General features: G+C 64.3%; 14 protein-coding genes. 8 read left to right on the forward strand and 6 right to left on the reverse strand.

Annotated elements, in window-relative coordinates:
- Positions 1-116 precede the first annotated feature (116 nt).
- From BQ7471_RS09215 to BQ7471_RS09230, 4 genes are read right to left on the reverse strand one after another with little or no spacing between them, the layout of a single operon-like run.
- Positions 117-1,517 carry an ABC transporter substrate-binding protein gene (locus BQ7471_RS09215; protein ID WP_083663350.1) on the reverse strand — a complete coding sequence of 467 codons (1,401 nt, stop codon included), beginning with the start codon at positions 1,515-1,517 and terminating at the stop codon, positions 117-119.
- Between the two features lie 7 nt (positions 1,518-1,524).
- Positions 1,525-2,442 (reverse strand): carbohydrate ABC transporter permease, encoded by a 918-nt coding sequence (locus tag BQ7471_RS09220; RefSeq protein WP_076465740.1) that lies wholly within the window; start codon positions 2,440-2,442, stop codon positions 1,525-1,527.
- 11 nt (positions 2,443-2,453) lie between these two features.
- The gene (locus BQ7471_RS09225) at positions 2,454-3,356 is read right to left on the reverse strand and encodes a carbohydrate ABC transporter permease (protein WP_076465742.1); all 903 of its coding nucleotides are present in this window, start codon (positions 3,354-3,356) and stop codon (positions 2,454-2,456) included.
- Positions 3,357-3,394: 38 nt separating this feature from the next.
- Complete coding sequence (locus BQ7471_RS09230; protein ID WP_076465744.1) at positions 3,395-5,548, reverse strand: alpha-galactosidase; 2,154 nt, start codon at positions 5,546-5,548, stop codon at positions 3,395-3,397.
- A gap of 318 nt (positions 5,549-5,866) precedes the next feature.
- Between BQ7471_RS09230 and BQ7471_RS09235 the strand changes: the two genes are divergently transcribed.
- From BQ7471_RS09235 to BQ7471_RS09265, 8 genes are all read left to right on the forward strand, one after another.
- Positions 5,867-7,033 (forward strand): ROK family transcriptional regulator, encoded by a 1,167-nt coding sequence (locus BQ7471_RS09235; protein ID WP_129583414.1) that lies wholly within the window; start codon positions 5,867-5,869, stop codon positions 7,031-7,033.
- Positions 7,034-7,467: 434 nt separating this feature from the next.
- Positions 7,468-8,124, forward strand: a complete 657-nt coding sequence (locus BQ7471_RS09240; RefSeq protein ID WP_083663352.1) for a DUF4956 domain-containing protein — start codon at positions 7,468-7,470, stop codon at positions 8,122-8,124.
- 29 nt (positions 8,125-8,153) lie between these two features.
- A complete protein-coding gene (locus tag BQ7471_RS09245; protein WP_076465745.1) occupies positions 8,154-8,987 on the forward strand; it encodes a polyphosphate polymerase domain-containing protein in 834 nt (277 codons plus the stop codon).
- Between the two features lie 250 nt (positions 8,988-9,237).
- Complete coding sequence (locus BQ7471_RS09250) at positions 9,238-10,320, forward strand: CPBP family intramembrane glutamic endopeptidase (protein ID WP_159438537.1); 1,083 nt, start codon at positions 9,238-9,240, stop codon at positions 10,318-10,320.
- A gap of 4 nt (positions 10,321-10,324) precedes the next feature.
- The gene (locus BQ7471_RS11385) at positions 10,325-10,495 is read left to right on the forward strand and encodes a PIN domain-containing protein (RefSeq protein WP_159438538.1); all 171 of its coding nucleotides are present in this window, start codon (positions 10,325-10,327) and stop codon (positions 10,493-10,495) included.
- The gene (locus BQ7471_RS09255; protein WP_076465748.1) at positions 10,492-10,953 is read left to right on the forward strand and encodes a RidA family protein; all 462 of its coding nucleotides are present in this window, start codon (positions 10,492-10,494) and stop codon (positions 10,951-10,953) included. Before BQ7471_RS11385 ends, BQ7471_RS09255 begins: the two co-directional genes overlap by 4 nt.
- A gap of 973 nt (positions 10,954-11,926) precedes the next feature.
- Positions 11,927-14,551, forward strand: a complete 2,625-nt coding sequence (locus tag BQ7471_RS09260) for a DUF6531 domain-containing protein (protein ID WP_159438539.1) — start codon at positions 11,927-11,929, stop codon at positions 14,549-14,551.
- Between the two features lie 117 nt (positions 14,552-14,668).
- A complete protein-coding gene (locus BQ7471_RS09265; RefSeq protein ID WP_129583416.1) occupies positions 14,669-15,091 on the forward strand; it encodes a DUF2249 domain-containing protein in 423 nt (140 codons plus the stop codon).
- 123 nt (positions 15,092-15,214) lie between these two features.
- Here the strand turns inward: BQ7471_RS09265 and BQ7471_RS11260 are convergent, their stop codons facing one another.
- Both BQ7471_RS11260 and BQ7471_RS11265 read right to left on the reverse strand, forming a co-directional pair.
- Positions 15,215-16,690 (reverse strand): NAD(P)(+) transhydrogenase (Re/Si-specific) subunit beta, encoded by a 1,476-nt coding sequence (locus BQ7471_RS11260; protein WP_129583417.1) that lies wholly within the window; start codon positions 16,688-16,690, stop codon positions 15,215-15,217.
- 9 nt (positions 16,691-16,699) lie between these two features.
- Positions 16,700-18,247 (reverse strand): Re/Si-specific NAD(P)(+) transhydrogenase subunit alpha, encoded by a 1,548-nt coding sequence (locus BQ7471_RS11265; protein ID WP_129583418.1) that lies wholly within the window; start codon positions 18,245-18,247, stop codon positions 16,700-16,702.
- Between the last annotated feature and the right edge of the window lie 86 nt (positions 18,248-18,333).

Below are 18,333 nucleotides of genomic sequence, written 5' to 3' on the forward strand. Positions count from 1 at the left end.
GAGTACGGGGCCGTGATAGGACAAAGATCACATGCGTTTTGCGCAATGCGTCACTGCCGAAACCTATCCCCCTCTCTTGTCGCAATGCCTGCGGTGCACCGACGTCCGGCTCATGTTCAGTCCCGGTTGCGCGCCATCATGGCATCGGCTTCGGCATTGACCCGGTCCATGGAATCAACCGGCTGTTGGAACATGAAGACCGCTGACATCGCCGGAGACATGATCGACTCTAGAGCCGCCCACCGGTCGATGACCGGTGAGGACACGCCCGTCCCCTCGTGAATGTGGATGGCGAAGGCCTGCGCGTCGAAACCCAGTTCCTCGAAGGCGATGATCGCCTTCTCCGAAGATGTCGAGATCGCGGGGAAGACCACTGCCTGTTCGGCGATGATGTCCTGGCAGGAGGTCGAACCCAGGAACTTCACCCACTCCCATGCCTCGTCGGGATGCTCGGAGCCGACGAAGATCGAGTCCGCCAGACCGTTCACCACCGAGGCCCGATTCCCGTCAGGGCCGATCGGGGTGGGCGCGACCTGCACAGGGACTGCCGCGGTGTTCGACACCGTGTTGACGTTCCAGGAGCCCTCGACGATCATTGCGTATCCGCCCGAACCAAGACTCTCCAGGGAGCCGATGCCCGAAGTGGCCACTGCGAGGGGCGGCATGTACCCCTTTTCGATGAGCCCAATGTACCAGGAGATGGTCTCCTTGAAGGCGGGGTCGTCATAGTTGAAGGTCCGGCCCCACGGGTTCTTGTCCGTCCAAGTCCAGTGTCCGTTGGTCAAGGCGAAGGGGGACCACTGGGTCTGCCCGTACCCGGCTCCGGCGTCTCCGTATCCCATGCCGTACACGGCGATGTTGTTCTTGTCGAAGTTGGGCTCGTCACCGCGCACCCCGTTCTTGTCCACGGTCAGGTGGGCGAGCATTGCCTCGAAGGAGCCGCCGTCCTCGGGGTTCCACTCCAGCGACCACAGGTCCTCGCGGGTGTACCCGGCTTCGGCGATCAGGTTCTCGTTGTAGAACAGTGCCTCGGTGTCCCAGTCCTTGGGGATGCCGAAGCGACCGGTCCCGGTTTCGTCGACCCACTGGTCGGCCAGTCCCTCCTCGAAGATCGACAGGTCGAAACCATCGCGCTCGATGTAGGGGGTCAGGTCCAACAGCTGGTCCAGGCCGGCGTACTTGCCGAACTGACCGGTGTGGTTGGTGAAGACGTCCGGGGCGGCCTCGGCGACCATGGTCGCGGTGATCTGCGTCCAGTAGTCACCCCAGCCGTACTGCGTAATCCGGATGGTGATGCCCGGGTTGGCCTCTTCGAAGGCGGCGGCGCACTGGCGGTATCCGGGCAGCTGGGAGGAGTCCCAGAGCCAGTAGTCGAGGACGACCTCGTCATCCCCCGCCAGGGGCAGGCTCGAGCAGGAGGCCAGGGAGAGACCGAGGGCGGAAACGCCGGTGAGAAAGGCGGCGACCCGACGGGAACGGGAGGAAGCACGGGAAAGGGAGCGTGTTGAACTGGTCATCTTCGCCTCACTTGATTCCGGAGAAGCCGATGGAGTTGACGATCCTCTTGCCCAGGACGGTGAAGAGGATGATGATCGGCAGCGCCGCAATGAGGGCGGCCGCCATGAGTCCGGCCCAGTCGGGCGAACCCTGCGGGGTCTGCGAGCGGAAGATGCCCAGCGCCACGGTGAGCACCCGGACGTTCTCGGACTGGCCCACCAGCAGTGGCCACATGTAGTCGTTCCATGCAGCGATGAACGTCAGCACCGCCAAGGTGGTGATGGGCGCAGCCGACATGGGGACGATGACCCGGAAGAACACCTTGAGAGGCCCGGAGCCGTCGATCATCGCTGCCTCGTCAATCTCCTTGGGGATGCCCAGGAAGAACTGACGCAGGAAGAAGATTGCGAAGGGCGTCATGAAGAAGGTCGGCAGGACGATGCCCGCGAAGGTGTTGAGCAGCCCGAGTTCCTTAATGAGGATGAAGTTCGGGATCGCGGTGAAGATCGAGGGCACCATCAGAGCGGACAGGAACACCGAGAATACGAAGTCCCGGCCCTTCCACTGCAGCCGCGAGAAAGCGTAGGCGGCCATTGCAGAGAAGGTGGTCTGCCCGACGGTCACTAAGGTGGCGACGATGGCGGAATTGCGCAGGTACAGCCAGAAGTCGATGGAGGCGCCCGCGCCGCCCTGCGCGATGGCCTCCTCCGGTGTGGTCAAACCGAAAACGCGGCGATAGGCATCGAAGGTGGGGTTCTTCGGCCATAGGGCGCCAGGTTCGGAGATGAGCTCGGCGTTCGGGGTGAATGAGGAGCGCAGCATCCAATAGAAGGGGATGAGAGTGAGGGCGAGGATGGCGATCAGACAGGCCCACGCGGCAATGCGGCCGGGGCGAGGGCGGGCCTTGGTCTTGTGCCTTGACAGGGTCGGGGTCGCATGTGTCATGTTCTCTCTCCTCACAACTCGTCCGACTCGCCGGCCCGCATCAGCTTCAACTGGATCATTGAGATCCCGATGAGGAGCATGAACAAGACCATGGCCAGGGCTGATGCGTATCCGAAGTCGAGCTGGCCGAAGGCTAGGTCGTAGATGTAGAAGTAGATGACGCGCGTGGCGTTGACGGGCCCGCCCTGGGTGGTGATGGCGATGGTGTCGAAGATTTGAAATGAGCCGGTGACAGTAACGACCAGAATCATTGCCAGGACCGGTCGCAGCAGCGGCAAGGTGATGGAGAAGAACTTCCTGCCCTCACCTGCACCGTCAATGTCGGCCGCCTCGTACACGCTCTTGTTAATGGTCTGCAGGCCGGCGAAGACCAGCAGTGCCGTGTAGCCCATGTGCCGCCAGACGTTGATGAATGCGACGGTTGGGATCGCCCAGGCGGACTCCCCGAAGAAGGCGACCCGGTCGAAGCCGATGGCATCGAGGCCGACGTTCACGATGCCCATCTGGTAGTCCATCATGAAGTACCACAGCAGAGCGATGACCACGTTCGCCACGAAGTACGGCAGCAGTGCCATGCCCCGGATCAGCGTGGATTCGGTGAGCCGCTGCATGAGGACGGCCAGGACGACGGCGATGATCGTCTGGAAACCGATGTTGAGCAGCACGTAGTAGGCGGTGACCAGCAGGGCGTTCCAGAACAGCGGGTCGGTAAGCAAACGGGTGTAGTTGCCTACTCCGATCCACTCGGCCGCCTGGAGGACCGGGTAGTCGGTGAAGGAGTAGTAGAAGCCGCGGACGGCCGGGACGATGTAGAAAGCGATCAGGCCGATGGCTGCGGGCAGCAGGAAGAATCCTGCGGTGCGCATGTCCTTGCTGATCACTGTCGGGCGTGCTCTGGTGCTGGTGATGGACATGGGGTGGGTTCTCCCTTCAATGGGAATTAGGGACTGTGTCACTGGGCGCGCAGGCGGAGCATGAAGCATTGGGCGGGGTCGAGGTCGGGAATGCGCAGCCCCGCCCTCGTCAATGAGCGACCGGCGAGAGTGACGGGGCCGGGCCACCACGGGACGGTATCCAGGCGGCGGGGGACCGGCGAGGGCACTCCCGCGGGGCTCAGGGATTCAAGGGCGTAGCAGGCGTTCTCGTCAAGGCCGGGTAGGCGCACGGGTGGAGTGGGACGCTGAGCGGAGGTGACCGTGCGGGTCAGGAAGTATACGGCTTCGGTTTTGTCGACTGCGACGACGCCGCGGATGGACCAGCCCGGGTCGGGGTGATCGGCATGGACCAGGGTTCCGGTGTGGGTCAGGGATCGTAGTTCCTTGTGCAGGGCGATCCAGGCGCCGAGCTGATCGAGCTCCCCGGGACTCACCGCGGTGAGGTCCCATTCGACGCCCATGTGGGACAGGATCGCGGTGGAGGCGCGCATGTCCAGGGCGAGGGTGCGCCCCGTGGTATGGGAGGTGGTCGACGCGATGTGCGAGCCGACCAGTTCGGGCGGCAGCAGCAGAGCCGTTCCAGCCTCGATCTGCTGGCGCTCCAGGGGGTCGATGCAGTCCGAGGCCCACACGCGCATTGCTCGCTCCATGATCCCCAGGTCGATACGGCCCCCGCCTCCGGCGCACGACTCGATCTCCAGGCCGGGGCGGGCCTCCAAAAGGGCGTCCATGAGGGCGTAGACGGCCAGGGTCTGAGTGTGGTGGACGGGCAGGCCGGTGCGCGGCGACACCGCTTCGTACAGGTCCCGGTTGAAATCCCATTTGATGTAGTCGATTCGGACCTCGTCCAGGACGGCGAGCATCTGTGAGCGCACGTGTTCGAAGGCCTCGGGGTTCGTCAGGTCGAGAACCTGCTGATGGCGAGCAGGCTGGGGGCGGTGGCTCGCGGGGGAGAGGATCCAATCGGGGTGGGCGCGGGCCGCATCGGAGTCGGGACTGACCATCTCGGGTTCGAACCACAGGCCGAATTGCATTCCGCGTTCGTGGACGGCGTCGGCCAGGGGGCTCAAGCCATTCGGCCACACCTCCTCGGAGACCACCCAGTCTCCCAGTCCAGAGGTGTCGTCGCGCCGGGAGCCGAACCAGCCGTCGTCCAGGACGAAGCGTTCGATGCCGACCTTCGCGGCCGCCTCCACTAGGGGCAGCAGACGCTCCATGGAATGGTCGAAGTACACGGCCTCCCAGGCGTTCAAGGTGACGGGGCGCGGCGTGTGCGGGTGGTTGGGGCGCCCCCGCAGGTACTGGTGGATGCGGGCGGCGGCCTCGTCCAGTCCGTTTCCCCAGGTCGCGAAGATCCAGGGGCCCTCGTGGACGTCACCGGGGGCGAGGACGACCTCGCCGGGCAGTAGGATTTCCCCCGCGATGAGGCACTGCTGTCCCTGGGGGGTCTTCTCCGCGACCGTACGGGTATTGCCGGACCATGCGACGTGCACGTAGTGAACGGGGGCGCTGCGCCACAAGGGGCCCCGTCCGCAGGTCCCGTGAATAGTGGAGGAGTTGTGTCCGCGGGCCACGCGGGTGGTTCTTTCGTGGGCGCCGATGGTGAACTCGTGAGTGGCGATCTCGCGTTCGCGCAGGTGATGACCGTTCTGGTCGAGGACGAGGCTCTCCTCGGCGGGGGTGGGCAGAGCGAGGAGGAGGGAGTCCAGGGCATAGGACCGGTTCCCTCGATTGGTGAGGGCGAGACGTGCGCGCAAGAGGCCCGAATCCTCCAGGTGAAGGGTGAGGAGCATATCGAGGTCGGCCTCGTCATCATGAGCCTGCACCCGCAAAGTACTCGGTGACTCCTCGGTTCCTTTGCCCTCGACGGTCCAGGAGGTGAGGGTAAAGGAGCTGAAGGTGCCGCGCCCCTCGACTGAGCCTTGGAGGCCGGGGGTACCGATCCACCCTTCTGATTGTTGTGGACATAAAGAAAGTCGTGGTGGGAGGTCCGGAGTTCCCGAGGTGATGGGAAGGACCTGGGTGAGGGCAAAATCTTCGAGACTTCTGGGCGTAAGGGGTCCCAGGTCTTCGCCCCAATGGAGAATCTCAGGGAGAGAGTCCTTAAAAATCCTCGCAATAACCGAGGTTCCACCATTGCGCAGGAGAGTGATGCCAGGCTGGTTCGACATGTTTCACTCCTTTGTGCGGGTGTGTCGATCAGGTGCCGCGCGAAGTGTTATCACACTGTCGCGACTCGACTTAATTCCAATAGACAACATAGTAGGAGGTGATGCTGACCTTGACAAGGGTTTTGCGAGAATTACTCATATCGGGCAGGTCGCAGCAGGAAGCCGTTGAGCATCCGAGGGCCGTCGGCGCGGCTTCGGGAGCACCGTGAGCGGGATAGAATTAGTGCGAAACCTGCGGATCCAGTGTGCGCGTACGGCGGACTTGAGCCGCTCCAGGACCTGCCGATGCACTGAGAAATTGAGATTGGCGGTGACCGAATGCCGGGATTATACGAGGACTCGACCCTGGCAGCCGCAGCACACATCCTCACCAAGGGCCCGCTGTCCAGGGCGGACATGGCACGAGATCTCCGCCTGTCGCCGGGAACCTTGACCCGTCTCGTTCGTCCACTGATCGAGGATGGCCTCGTTCTCGATGACGGCATGGGGATATCCCGCACCGGCATGGGGCGGCCCACGCAGTTGCTCAGGATACCGTCCGACGCCCACGCCTTCATCGGCATCAATCTCACCTCCACCATGATTCACGCAGTCGTCGTGGACGTCCGTGCAGTGAGCAGGGTCGAGCACTCGTGTCCGATTGCGGACCGCTCGCCAGCTGCGCTGAGTGCACAGGTCAACCGACTCATTGAGGATTTGGCTGACTCTCCCCGTCTGGAAGGTCGTCTCGAAGGGGTGGGCATCTCCATGGGGGGCTCTATCGACGCCGGAGTGGTCAAGGACTCCCGCTTCCTCGGTTGGAAGGATGTCGACCTGGCATCGATGATCCGTACTCCCGAGGGCACCGCGCTGCAGGTGGTGAACGACCTCGAAGCCCAGACGTGGCTGGAACAGTGGTTCGGGCTGGGGGTGAGCACCGAATCCTTCATCCTCGTCACTGTCGGAGCCGGGATCGGACATGGCGTGGTGCACGGTAGACGTGCTCTCCGCTCCCCAGCAGCTGGCCATGGTGTCACCGGGCACTTCCCGGTCGCAGGGGCTGGAGGCATGTGTCAATACGGTCATACGGGCTGTGCCAATGGGGCCCTCACCGTACCCGCAGTGGTCGGGCGGGCCAGGACAGGGCGGTCCATCGTCGTCAATGATGGCCGACCATGGGACCAGGAGGACCTGATGGCCCTTGCAACCGAGGGTGATCAGGCGTGCCGACGAACCATTGCCGAGTTCGCCCGGAACCTCGCCACCTACGTTCAGGCGGTTGCCAGCGCCTGCCTGGTCACAGATGTCGTCCTCGACGGCGAGGGAGTCGGTCTTCTGCAGTCCCCCTGGGCCCGGGGCTTCGAGGCGGATTTGGAGGCGTGGACCAATCCGCACGTGCCCGCCCTCAACCTGCATCGGCGTTCCGGCACCTTCCTGACTTGGGCGCGAGGAGCCTCCGTAGCGTCGATCATCGCCTGGCTGGAGGGCCGGGTCGCGCGGCTCTGAGCGCCTCATCCCGGCATCGGCGAATCTGTCGCGCACGGATTTCCTGGTTTTGTCGAATCTGATTTGATGGCGGGCCTGCAGGGGAGTTGAACGAGCGTGTCAACCCCTGGGCGTTCTATTACGATCACGTCAATCCGCGGCGAGCACAAATAGGGCGAGCAGATCCGTCAGGCTCGCCACAACGAGGGCGCCCGGTGCGTCATCGGGCAGAGTGACGGAGGTTCCGGTGCACAGCCCCGCGTCTGGTGGCCCGGTGAGCCGAATCGAGGGCCGGTTTCAGTCGCGAGACGGCATCGTCGCCGGCGCGCAGCCCCACGACGGGAGTGCCGTACAACACTTTCACAGGAACCTTATAAGTCTCTCATCTCCTCCACAGCTCAGATTTAGGAAGAACGACTGGAATAGCACCAAGAGATAAAGCAAAGGAGAGCATTATGACCGCGCTCATCACGATCGGGATCGACCTCATCGCCATGGCCGTCCTCGTCTTCGGCCTCTACTTCCCCCGGCACCGGCGAATCGACCTCGTCGCCGCCTTCCTCGGCGTCAATGTCGGCGTCCTCGCCGTCGCGACGGTCCTTGCGAACTCCACGGTGTCCGCCGGACTCGGCCTCGGCCTCTTCGGAGTCCTCTCGATCATCCGCCTGCGCTCCGACGAGATCACCCAGCACGAGATCGCCTACTACTTCGCCTCCCTGTCCATCGGGCTGCTTATGGGCATGACGAGTACGCCGACCCCCCTTATCGTCGGACTCGTCGCCCTCATCCTCGCGGCCCTCGCATTCGGGGACTCCCGCTTCCTCTTCGGGCGCTACTCGAATCAGACGGTGCAACTCGATCGCGCCATCGCCGACGGCGCCTCCCTTCGGAGCGCCCTCGAAGAACGACTCGGCGCGAAGGTCATCGGCACCCGCGTCATCCGCATCGACTTCGTCAACGACCTCACTCTCGTCGATGTCCGGTTTCGCAACTACTCGCCCGCCGAACGCTCCTCGTTGGGGACACAGTTGACGGTTGAGCGCGAGGTCGCCCACACGAAGTTCGTCCATCGCGCAGCCCCGCGGGACCTCGCCCCCACTTCGAACCGCTGACCCGGACACCATTCGCCCAAGGAGACGCGATGACCCCTCTCATCGTCCACACCCCGCGCATCATTCGACGCAGCGCCGACGCACTGATCCCCGTCGACCTCGACACGATCGGGCTCGCAGAACTTAACGAGCGGGCGCAGATGCTGACGCGAGTCGACCGCAAGTACGTCGTCACCCGCACTCACATCCCCGATATCATGTCCGGCCTCAGCGCGGATACGAGAGTCCTCAGCATCGACGGGATCCGCTCCCAGGCGTATGCATCGACCTATTTCGACACTCCGGGACTGCGCTCCTTCTTCGATACGGCCAGGCCCCGCAGGCGCCGATACAAGATCCGCGCCCGCGTCTACCTCGACTCCGACATCGCCTTCCTCGAAGTGAAAACCCGCGGGGAGCGCAACACGACCGTCAAGACACGCATCCCCTGCGCCGTCGACGACGCCCGTGAGGGACGGATCAGCGACGAGGGTGAGGCATGGGTCCGCGACACTCTCATCCGCGCCGGATGCGAGGCGCCGGACCCGGGGTCGCTCCGCCCCGTACTGCGCGGCTCCTACACGCGTGCGACTCTCCTCATGCCCCACGGGGACGGGCGGGCGACCATCGACTCCGACCTCACGTGGACGGATCTGCGCCATGGGACGATGGGGGACGGAGGCGCGGAGACTCTCGCGGCGCCCGACCTCGTCGTCATCGAGACGAAGTCCGGATCCACGCCCTCCGCGCTCGACCATCTCCTGTGGGAGCGCGGGCATCGCCCGGCGCGCATTTCGAAATACGCGACTGCGATGACGGCCCTCGACCCGTCGCTTCCGACGAATCGGTGGGCGAGGACCCTATCCAAATACTTTGCCGCCTAAGCAGCAGCGGGGGTCTGATCACGCCCATCTCGTGACAGCGGCTCCCCATGTCATCAATGCTCACTTGCGTCTCGCAGAAGTCGATTGGCGCATTCGTCTATGTCGTGACTGTTGAGATCTATGACATCAACGGGGTGACTCATCACCCCTTCATCGCTTGTCTGTGTCCTGCACGACGAACGTAAAGGGGCTCTTCGTGTTGACGACAACAGCGGGGATGACGCATGTCGACCAAGATGGAGATATGGATATGACACCGCAGAACACCTCGTTCGATTCAGCAGGCCCCAGTGGTTACGAGACCCCGGTGGGCCATCCGGTGCCCGCAGCTCCCTATCCGGTGGCACCCGGCGGCGACCAGATGCCGATTCAGCCGTTGACGGAGACCGCTTCGCGTCACCCCTGGCCGGCGCCGGGGCACTCCCGTCTCCATGTGAAGGATCGTCCTCGTCGGCGCCGTTGGTGGATCCCACTGCTCACGGCGCTCCTCGGTATCGCGATCTGGAGCGTCGTCGCATTCGCCTCGGGAATCGCGCTCGGAGTGTGGATCGCAATGAAGGGGGGCGGCTTCGAGGATCTCGTCGCTGTTGCCGGAGGACGAGACGGGGACTTCTCAAACCCCTTGTTTTACGTCTTCACTTTCGGACTCATCGCCCTCATGATCCCCGCCCTCGCCATTGCCGTTCGAGTCGTCGAAGGTGTGCGCCTCGGTGCCCTGTCCTCCATTAGGGGCCGCCTGCGCTGGGGAATCCTCGCACGGGCACTCGGCCTCGCACTCCTCGTGTTGTCCCCGTCGGTCATCCTGTCGATCCGCGACATCGTCGCCTCTGGGGGGATCGGCACTGACCAGCTCACCACCGGCGCCGCACTGCTCCCTCTCATCCTCATCGTCGTGCCGACCCAGGCTGCGGCTGAGGAGTACGTCTTCAGGGGCTTTGCCCTGCGCGCCCTCATGGGATGGGGGCTGGCACCCCTCGTCGCGATGATCGTCGCAGTCGTGCCCTTCACCCTCGGGCACGTCTACGGGTGGAAGGGAATGCTTGACGTCACCGTCTTCGGCCTGTGCATGGCATGGCTGGTCGTACGCACCGGTGGCCTCGAAGCGGCGATCGGCCTGCACGTCGTCAACAACCTCATCGGCGCCGTGTTCTCCGCATTCGGACAGGGCAACCTGCTTGACGACAACATCCCCGTGTGGACGCTGATCCTGTCCCTTGTGCAGACCCTCGTCTACACGGCGATCGCCGACCGGCTGTGGGCGGCGAAGAAGAGTCGATCGACTCCGGCCTCCTCCCCCGAGGAGGGTGAGGGGCTCAGGGTTGTCGACCTGTGAAACGATGAGGGTCGAGAAGGCCGGACGCCCCATGAGCCTGGTGGACGTCCAGATCGCGGGGATCTGCCTCAGTCGCGGATGTACCATGGCCACGCTCACTGTCGCGGACTTCGAAGCGATCGAGGGGCTGAGGATCCTCAACCCCTTCGAGCAGGAAACGAAAGGCGGATCATGACACTTCCCTCCGAGAGGCTCGCCGAACTCGGCCTCGAACTTCCCGAGGTCGCGACCCCCGTCGCGGCCTACGTTCCGGCTGTCCTCGACCGGGGCGTCATCCGCACCTCCGGGCAGATCCCCGTCGTCGAGGGTGAGCCCGTGTGCATCGGAGCCGTCGGCGAGGACGGGGCCGACCCCGAGGACGCGAAGGATGCCGCGCGGATCTGCGCGCTCAACGTGCTCGCCGCCGCGGCCGAGCTCGCCGGAGGCGTCGACCGACTGGCCGGCGTCGTCAAGGTCGTCGGCTTCGTCGCCTCGCGCCCCGATTTCTACGGGCAGGCGGGTGTCATCAACGGCGCATCCGAACTCTTTGGCGAGATCTTCGGTTCCGCCCACGCGCGCAGCGCCGTCGGCGTCGCGGCATTGCCTCTCAATGTCTCCGTCGAGGTCGAGGCTGAGTTCGCGTTACGGGAGTGACGAGTGCGCTCTCGTGAGCTCTTGGTGGCAGGCGCTTCGGCGCGTCGCCGGACGTTGATGCTCGTCGCTGCATCGACGGGCCCGGCGATGATCAAGTTCGTCGGAGTCGGCTGTGGCTATGGTAACCGAGAGGACTGATCGCTGCGTCCTGTGAGTTTCAGTGCCTCCTCGACTGGCAGAGCCTGAGGATTTACCGCATCCGCGTTGAGGTTGACAGGACCTGAGCTCGCGGTTGTAGGCCAGATTTGTTGTGGATTATGCTGGCCGATTCTGGGCAATGGATCGTGCGGTAGTCTGATTACGGTTGATCTACTCGGTATTCGTGTGGGAGTTTTGTGTGTCCGAGTTGATGTCGATGCCGGATGTGGTATTCGATTTCTCGATTGCTGATGAATTCGCGGGTTTGTGCGACTCCTCGGCTGCGCGGATCGAGGCCCTGCATTCCTCCCGGGTCGTCTGGGCTCACTCGACGAAGGCTGATTTTTCGGGGTATTTTGCGTGTTTGTTTGATCAGAACGGTGTGAATGAGGGCGTGGATGCGTTGAATGTGGCGGCGTGTTTGCGTGATGTGGCGGCGAAGGTGCGGGTGTTGCGTGATGCGGCTTGTGAGGAGAATGCGGTGCGTCGGCGGGCTCGTGAGTGGCAGGAGAGTCAGGAGCGCGAGTGGGCGATTAAGGGTTTTGTGGATGATTTTATGGGGTGGGATGCGTGTCCGACTGTGCCGAGGCCGCGTGGTCCGGTGTCGTGTCCTTCGGCGCCGGAGTTGAGGGCTCGTGAGAATCCTGTGTTGGGGGGTGGGTCTGAGTCGGGGGTGTCGTCGGCGAGGCCGGAGTGTTTGCGTTCGTATGCGTCGAGTATGAGTGGGGCTGACGATGAACTTGACATCGTGTCTGGGCGTTTGGAGGCGTCGTATCAGGCGTTTGTGGGGTCGTGTTTGTGGGGGAGGGTGGATGCGTCGAGTGTGTTGGATGGTGTGCGTGGGTATGTTGCGGCGAATCGTGGGGATGCGGTGTGGGCGCGGACGATTGCGTCGGCGTTTGAGGCCGCTGGGTCGGTGGGAGGGGTGTCGACCCTGTCGGATCCGGCGTTGTTCGCCGCTTTGGCGGCGGCGGGTGTGTCGGCGACTCGCTTGCAGGTCGCGATTGAGTCGGCCCAGCTTCAGGGCGGGGTTCCGTCTTCGGGGTTTGCTGATGATCCGGTGAATGTGGCGACCGGGAACTTCGTTGAGCCGGAGGCGGATTTGGTGTTTTCCGGTGGTTCGTCGGCGTTGGGTTGGTCGAGGATGTACAACTCGGCGTCTCATGAGGTGTTGTCGTTGGGCCCGGGGTGGGCGTGTCCGGCCGATGAGTGCGTGGATGTTGATGGTGAGGCGGCTCGGTGGCGGATGGCGGATGGGCGTGTCGTGGTCTTCCCCCGCGAGGGCGAGGGTTTTGCGCGCTCCTTGGGTGAATCCTTTTGGTTGGTCGCCGAGGCGGGCGCGAGGTGGGTGGTTTCGGATTCGCGTGGTGGCGTGTGGCGCTTCGACGTTTCGGGTCGCGTGACGGGCAGGTCTGCGGGCGCGGGGACAGGTGTGTCGTATTTGTACGAGGACGGGCGCTTGGCATGTATTCGCCATGAGCGGGGGCGTTTCGTCGACGTGATCTGGGATGAGGTGGGTGAGCGGATCGTCGGCGTTGAGGCGTGTGATGGGCGGGTCGTGTCGTATTCCTATGATGGGTCGGGGCGTTTGGTCGGGGTTGTGGGGTGCGATCAGGGGCGGCGAGTGTACGAGTGGGATGAGGTGCTCGGGGTGGTCGTGCGGGTTGTGGACGCCGACGGGGTCGTGGTGGTGGATAACACGTATGACGAGGCGGGGCGGATTGGTGCGCAGCGCTCGCCCGCCGGGCGCGTCTCGCGTTATTCGTATCTTCCGGGCGGCGTCACGCAGGTTGCGGACGAGGACGGGACCCGGGCGAATGTGTGGGTGTCGGACCCTTTGGGTCGGCTTATCGCGGTGACGGATAGTTCGGGGAACACACAGCGTCAGTGTTTTGATCGGTGGGGTAATCAGGTGATGGTGCGCGATCGGGCGGGCGGAGTCACTGTTCGTGAGTTCGACGAGCGGGGCCGGTGCGTGGCCGAGGTGAACCCTGTTGGCGTGCGTACGGACTATTGCTGGGATGAGTCGGATCGTCTGACGCGGGTCAGTGTCGATGCGCCGGATACTGGCGGGCCGAGCGTGACCCTCTTCGAATACACGGCTGATGAACGTTTCCCGTCGGTTATCGTCGATGCGGAGGGCGCCGTGACGCGGGCAGCCTGGATGGGTGATCTGCTCACCGAACTGGTGGATCCGACGGGGCGGACAACACACCTGTCCTATGACGCTTTCGGTGACCTCGTGTCCGTGACGAACGGGGCGGGCGAGACGGCGCGTCTGGTTCGCGACGACGCGGGTCGGATCGTCGCCTCGGTGTCGCCTGCGGGCAGGCGCACGAGGTTCGTCTACGATTCGCGGGGCTTGTGCACTTCTCGCATCGACCCGGCGGGCAACGTGTGGGCGTTCGAGTACACGCCCGCCGGGCGTCTTTCGGCCAGGGTCGATCCTGTGGGCGGGCGCGTTGAGGTCGTCCATGATGAGGCGGGCCAAGACGGTGTGACTGTCGATGAGCTCGGGCGCCGCATCGTCAAGACCTTCGATGATCTGGGCAATGTGGCCAGGGTCGAGCTTCCGGATGGTTCGGCGTGGGAGTTCATCCACGATTCGATGTCGCGCATGACCCGGGTGAGCGACCCGGCCGGGGGCTCCTGGTCTGTGACTTATGATCCGATGGGGCACCCGACGCAGGGTGTGGACCCTGTGGGGGTGGGTCGTGTCGCCGCGTTGGACGCGGCCGGGTTCGGCGAGACGATCAGCGATGGGAAAGCGACATGGAGCGAGCGCCACGACCTGCTCGGGCGTCTCATCGCTTCAGCGGGTCCGGACGGGCGCGAGGTCGTGTGGCGTGTGGATCGGATGGGGCGGGTCGTGGCGACCATCGATCCGGAGGGGAACGAAACCCGCTATGAGCGCGACGCCGCCGGGCGCGTCACCCGGGTCAGGCTCGCCGATGGCGCGTCCTACTCCTACGAGTATGATCGGGCGGGCCGATGGTGGGCGTCGACCTCGACCGGTGGCGCGCGCTTCGAGATCGTCTATGACGCCGACGGCAATATCGTGCGCGAAACCTGGCCCACCGCAGAGGAAGTCCTCACCGACTACGACGTGTGCGCTCGTCCCGTTCGCCGCGTTCAGCCCGGCGTGGGGACCACGACCCTGTCCTATGACGCGTGCGGACGCGTCACACGCATGCGCACACCGAGACGACGGTGGGGACGGCTTCCGGATCGTCGACTCGTTCCTCGGTGGTGCTCTTCTCATAGAAGCATCTTGATTGAGGATCGTTGTGGCCGACAATCGCGCAACCCTCCCGGTCGACATCGAACCGTCGTGCTTCAAGAAACGATGCGGCTGGTACTCCGACAACTCACGCCCCGTCGAGGCTCTCATGTACCTCCTGCAAAGGTGAACAACCTGTACACCTGGCTCTCGATGAGCTTCCGAGCGACGAGTTCGTAGGGCATCGCCGTGCGATCGCGCATTTCAGTGGGGAGAGCCCTAGACTGAGCATCACGTTAGTACCCCCACCGGGTATCCATCACCCCACGAAGGCTTATCATGTCGCACACCCCGTCCATGCCGGACCCGCCACGCTCCCGCCAGATGTTCTCCCTGGTCGACGCGCATACCGCTTCTGAGAACCTCAAGTCCGCAGGCGGCGGGGGCTGCGGATGCGGCGGCAAGGGGCATGGCGGCGGCCGCGGAGGATGCGGCGGCGGGCACCGTCACAAGGTCCACGAGGGCGGACAGCGGCGCGTCTCACCCGAACAGAGTGCGGTGGAAGAACTCGTCATCCGCTCCATCCCCAAGGTTGTCCGCCGCGCGGTGCTCTTCGCAGCGATGGAGGCGCTGCCGATCGGTGAGAACGTCCAGATCGCAGCGCCCCACCAGCCCGAGCCTCTCTTCGAGCACCTGCGCCAGTCGGACTTCCACTACCGGGTTGAGACCCTCGAGGCGGGCCCTGTCGATTGGCGCTACCGCATTACGCGCCTGAGCTGACTGGCACCGCCGTCTGCGCAACCATTCAGGCAGGCGACAACAGCTGAGTTGGAGAACAGTTGAATCAACGACCATGCGCGGGGCCGCCCCGGGCATGTCCCAGGGGCGGCCCTCGTGCGTGTATCAGGCGTTCGCGCGCGGGCGGGTGATCTCAATCGCCCGGTCGATCGCTTCGACGGTGTCCTTCGCATCGCCGAACAGCATCGACGTGTTCTCTTTGAAGAACAGGGGGTTTTGCACCCCCGCGTAGCCGGTCGCCATGGAGCGTTTGAAGACGATGACCTTCTTCGATTCCCATACTTTGAGCACGGGCATGCCTGCGATCGGTGACCCCGGTTCTTCGGCGGCCGGATTCACTGTGTCATTCGCGCCGATGACGAGGACGACGTCGATGTCGGCGAAGGAATCGTTGACCTCGTCCATCTCCAAGACGATGTCGTAGGGGACCTTTGCCTCCGCGAGGAGGACATTCATATGCCCCGGCAGGCGCCCTGCCACGGGGTGGATGCCGAAAGTCACCTCGACTCCGCGGTCCACGAGGTCCTCGACGAGTGCGGCCACCGGGTACTGGGCCTGTGCGACGGCCATGCCGTATCCGGGCGTGATCATGACGCGGCGCGCATCGAGGAGGAGATCCGCGACTGCCTGGGCATCGACCTCGTGAATCTCGCCCTCCTCCGGCGCCGCCGCCTGCGCGGAGGTCGCATCCGTGCCGAAGCCGCCCAGCAGTACATTGATGAACGAACGGTTCATCGCCTGGCACATGAGGTACGACAGGTAGGCGCCCGAGGAGCCCACGATGGCGCCGGTGATGATAAGCAGGTCATTGTCGACGAGGAAGCCCGTGAAGGCCGATGCCCACCCCGAATAGGAGTTCATGATCGACACGACGACCGGCATATCGCCGCCGCCGATCGCGATGACAAGGTGGATGCCGAGAGCCAGAGCGATGATCGTCATCACGATGAGTGCGATCCACGCGGGCATCGAATGATCCGACATGATGACGAAGAAGACGCCGAGGCTGAATGAGACGACGAGGACCGCGAGATTGAGGAGGTTGCGCGCGGGCAACAGGATCGGGCGCCCGGGCAGGGTCCCGTTGAGTTTGAGTCCGGCGACGATCGAACCGGTGAAGGTGACGGCGCCGACGAACACGGAGAGAAATACTTCTCCGAAGTGGAATCCGCCGAGCGCTGCCGAGGAGACGTCGGGGTGTACATAGGAGTTGTATCCGACCATGACAGCCGCAAGGCCGACGAGGCCGTTGAAGATCGCGATGAGCTGCGGCATCCCGGTCATTTCGATGCGGCGCGCCCTCCAGATGCCGATGGCGCCACCAATGCCGACCGCGAGCGCGATGAGCAGGAGCGTGACGAGGACGCCGTGTGCGGGGTCGGAGACGAGGGAGAGGGCGATCGCGGCGCCGCAGGCGATGGCCATGCCGCATGCACCCGCTACGTTCCCGGCGACTGCGGTCTCGTGCTTGCTCAAGCCCGAGCAGGCGAGAATGAACAGCGCTGCCGCTGCGATATAGGCGAGGGTTACCGGCTGGTTGGCCGCAGACAAGTCGAGGGGGAAAGATTCAGTGCCCAGCATCGGTATGACTCACTTCCTGAACATTGAGAGCATGCGGTGGGTGATCGCGAATCCGCCGAAAATATTGACCGATGCGAGCACGATGGCAGCGAAACTGACGGCGACGACAAGTGGATGGGGATCGCCGATCTGGGAGATCGCGCCGATGAGGATGATGCCGGAAATCGCGTTCGTCACTGACATCAGCGGTGTGTGCAGTGCGGGCGTCACATTGGAGATGACGTAGAACCCGAGGATCACGGCGAGCAGCAGCACGATGTAGTGGCCCGTCGCCGCCGCCGGGGTCGCCAAGACGAGGGCGATGAACGCGATCGCCGCCGCCGTGATGCCGAGGGCCGTGAGGCGTTTCTTCCTCTTGCGTTCCGCACGCTCCGACGCCGCTTTCGCCGCGATCTCCTCGGGCGTCGGCTCCGGGAGCGCGGGCGCGGGGGTGGCGGAGACTTGGACCGGGGGCGGCGGCCACATGATCGCCCCGTCGGAGACGACGGCAATGCCGCGCACGATCTGATCGTCGAAGTCGAGGACGAGATTCCCGTCCTTGTGAGGAGTCATGAGCGTCAACAGGTTGACGACGTTGCGCCCGTAGAGTTGCGAGGACTGTGAGGGGAGGCGTTCGGCGAGGTCCGCGTATCCGATGATGTGCACGCCGCCGGGGGTGGTGACGACGTCGCCGGGGACGGTGAGCGAGCAGTTCCCGCCGTTGGCGGCGGCCATGTCCACGATGACCGAGCCCGGCGCCATGGCGTTGACCGCGTCCTCGTCGAGGAGGATGGGCGCCTTGCGACCGGGGATATTCGCGGTGGTGATGACGATGTCGGATGCGGCTGCTTGCGCGGCGTAGAGGCGATTGGCCGCTGCGGCGGCGTCCTCGTCCATCGCCTTCGCGTAGCCGTCACTGGAGCGCTCCTGCGAGGTTTCGAGGGCGATGAAGGTCGCTCCCATCGACTCGACTTGTTCGGCGACCTCGGGGCGGACGTCGGTGGCGGAGACGAGGGCGCCCATGGAGTTCGCGGTGCCGATCGCCGCCAGACCGGCGACGCCTGCGCCGATGATGTAGACCTTCGCGGGAGGCATCTTGCCGGCGGCGGTCACCTGGCCGGTGAACACTCTTCCGAAGCGACCGGCCGCTTCGATGACGGCGCGGTAGCCGGCGACATTCGCCTGGCTGGACAACACGTCCATCGCCTGTGCGCGGGAGATGCGCGGGACCGCGTCCATCGCGAGGGCGGTGATCCCGGTGGGGGCGAGTTTCTCGGCGAGGTCGGGCGTGCGCATCGGGGCGAGGCGCGAGATGAGCGTGGAGCCCGGTCGCATGACTGTGATGCTCTCATCGTCGGGAGTGTCGAGGGTGATGACGATGTCGGCGCTCCACACCTGGGAGGAGTCGACGATCGAGGCTCCCGTTTTCTCGTAGGCGCTGTCGGGGAATTGGGCCAAGGCTCCGGCTCCCCGCTCCACGGATACGTCGTAGCCGAGTCGGGCGAGCAGCGCGACCGTATTGGGCGTGGCGGCGACGAGTGTGTGGTCGGGCCCCTCATTGGGTACTGCTATTCGCATGCTGAGCCTCCTCGGTCAAGGGCTGTCGTGTCGTGCGACTCGATGAGTCTTCGCCGACCTTATGGGCAATTTCGATGAATTCGTCG

Origin of the sequence: Actinomyces mediterranea (genome assembly GCF_900155595.1) — a bacterium.
In the GTDB taxonomy this organism is placed as follows: domain Bacteria; phylum Actinomycetota; class Actinomycetes; order Actinomycetales; family Actinomycetaceae; genus Pauljensenia; species Pauljensenia mediterranea.

What these genes read in the sequence shown, in the direction of transcription:
- BQ7471_RS11265 (WP_129583418.1), bottom strand. Translation starts at nt 18,247, where the DNA reads ATGCGAATAGCAGTACCCAATGAGGGGCCCGACCACACACTCGTCGCC.
- BQ7471_RS09265 (WP_129583416.1), top strand. Translation starts at nt 14,669, where the DNA reads ATGCCGGACCCGCCACGCTCCCGCCAGATGTTCTCCCTGGTCGACGCG.
- BQ7471_RS09220 (WP_076465740.1), bottom strand. Translation starts at nt 2,442, where the DNA reads ATGACACATGCGACCCCGACCCTGTCAAGGCACAAGACCAAGGCCCGC.
- BQ7471_RS11385 (WP_159438538.1), top strand. Translation starts at nt 10,325, where the DNA reads ATGAGGGTCGAGAAGGCCGGACGCCCCATGAGCCTGGTGGACGTCCAG.
- BQ7471_RS09215 (WP_083663350.1), bottom strand. Translation starts at nt 1,517, where the DNA reads ATGACCAGTTCAACACGCTCCCTTTCCCGTGCTTCCTCCCGTTCCCGT.
- BQ7471_RS09230 (WP_076465744.1), bottom strand. Translation starts at nt 5,548, where the DNA reads ATGTCGAACCAGCCTGGCATCACTCTCCTGCGCAATGGTGGAACCTCG.
- BQ7471_RS09245 (WP_076465745.1), top strand. Translation starts at nt 8,154, where the DNA reads ATGACCCCTCTCATCGTCCACACCCCGCGCATCATTCGACGCAGCGCC.
- BQ7471_RS09235 (WP_129583414.1), top strand. Translation starts at nt 5,867, where the DNA reads ATGCCGGGATTATACGAGGACTCGACCCTGGCAGCCGCAGCACACATC.
- BQ7471_RS09250 (WP_159438537.1), top strand. Translation starts at nt 9,238, where the DNA reads ATGACACCGCAGAACACCTCGTTCGATTCAGCAGGCCCCAGTGGTTAC.
- BQ7471_RS11260 (WP_129583417.1), bottom strand. Translation starts at nt 16,690, where the DNA reads ATGCTGGGCACTGAATCTTTCCCCCTCGACTTGTCTGCGGCCAACCAG.
- BQ7471_RS09225 (WP_076465742.1), bottom strand. Translation starts at nt 3,356, where the DNA reads ATGTCCATCACCAGCACCAGAGCACGCCCGACAGTGATCAGCAAGGAC.
- BQ7471_RS09240 (WP_083663352.1), top strand. Translation starts at nt 7,468, where the DNA reads ATGACCGCGCTCATCACGATCGGGATCGACCTCATCGCCATGGCCGTC.
- BQ7471_RS09255 (WP_076465748.1), top strand. Translation starts at nt 10,492, where the DNA reads ATGACACTTCCCTCCGAGAGGCTCGCCGAACTCGGCCTCGAACTTCCC.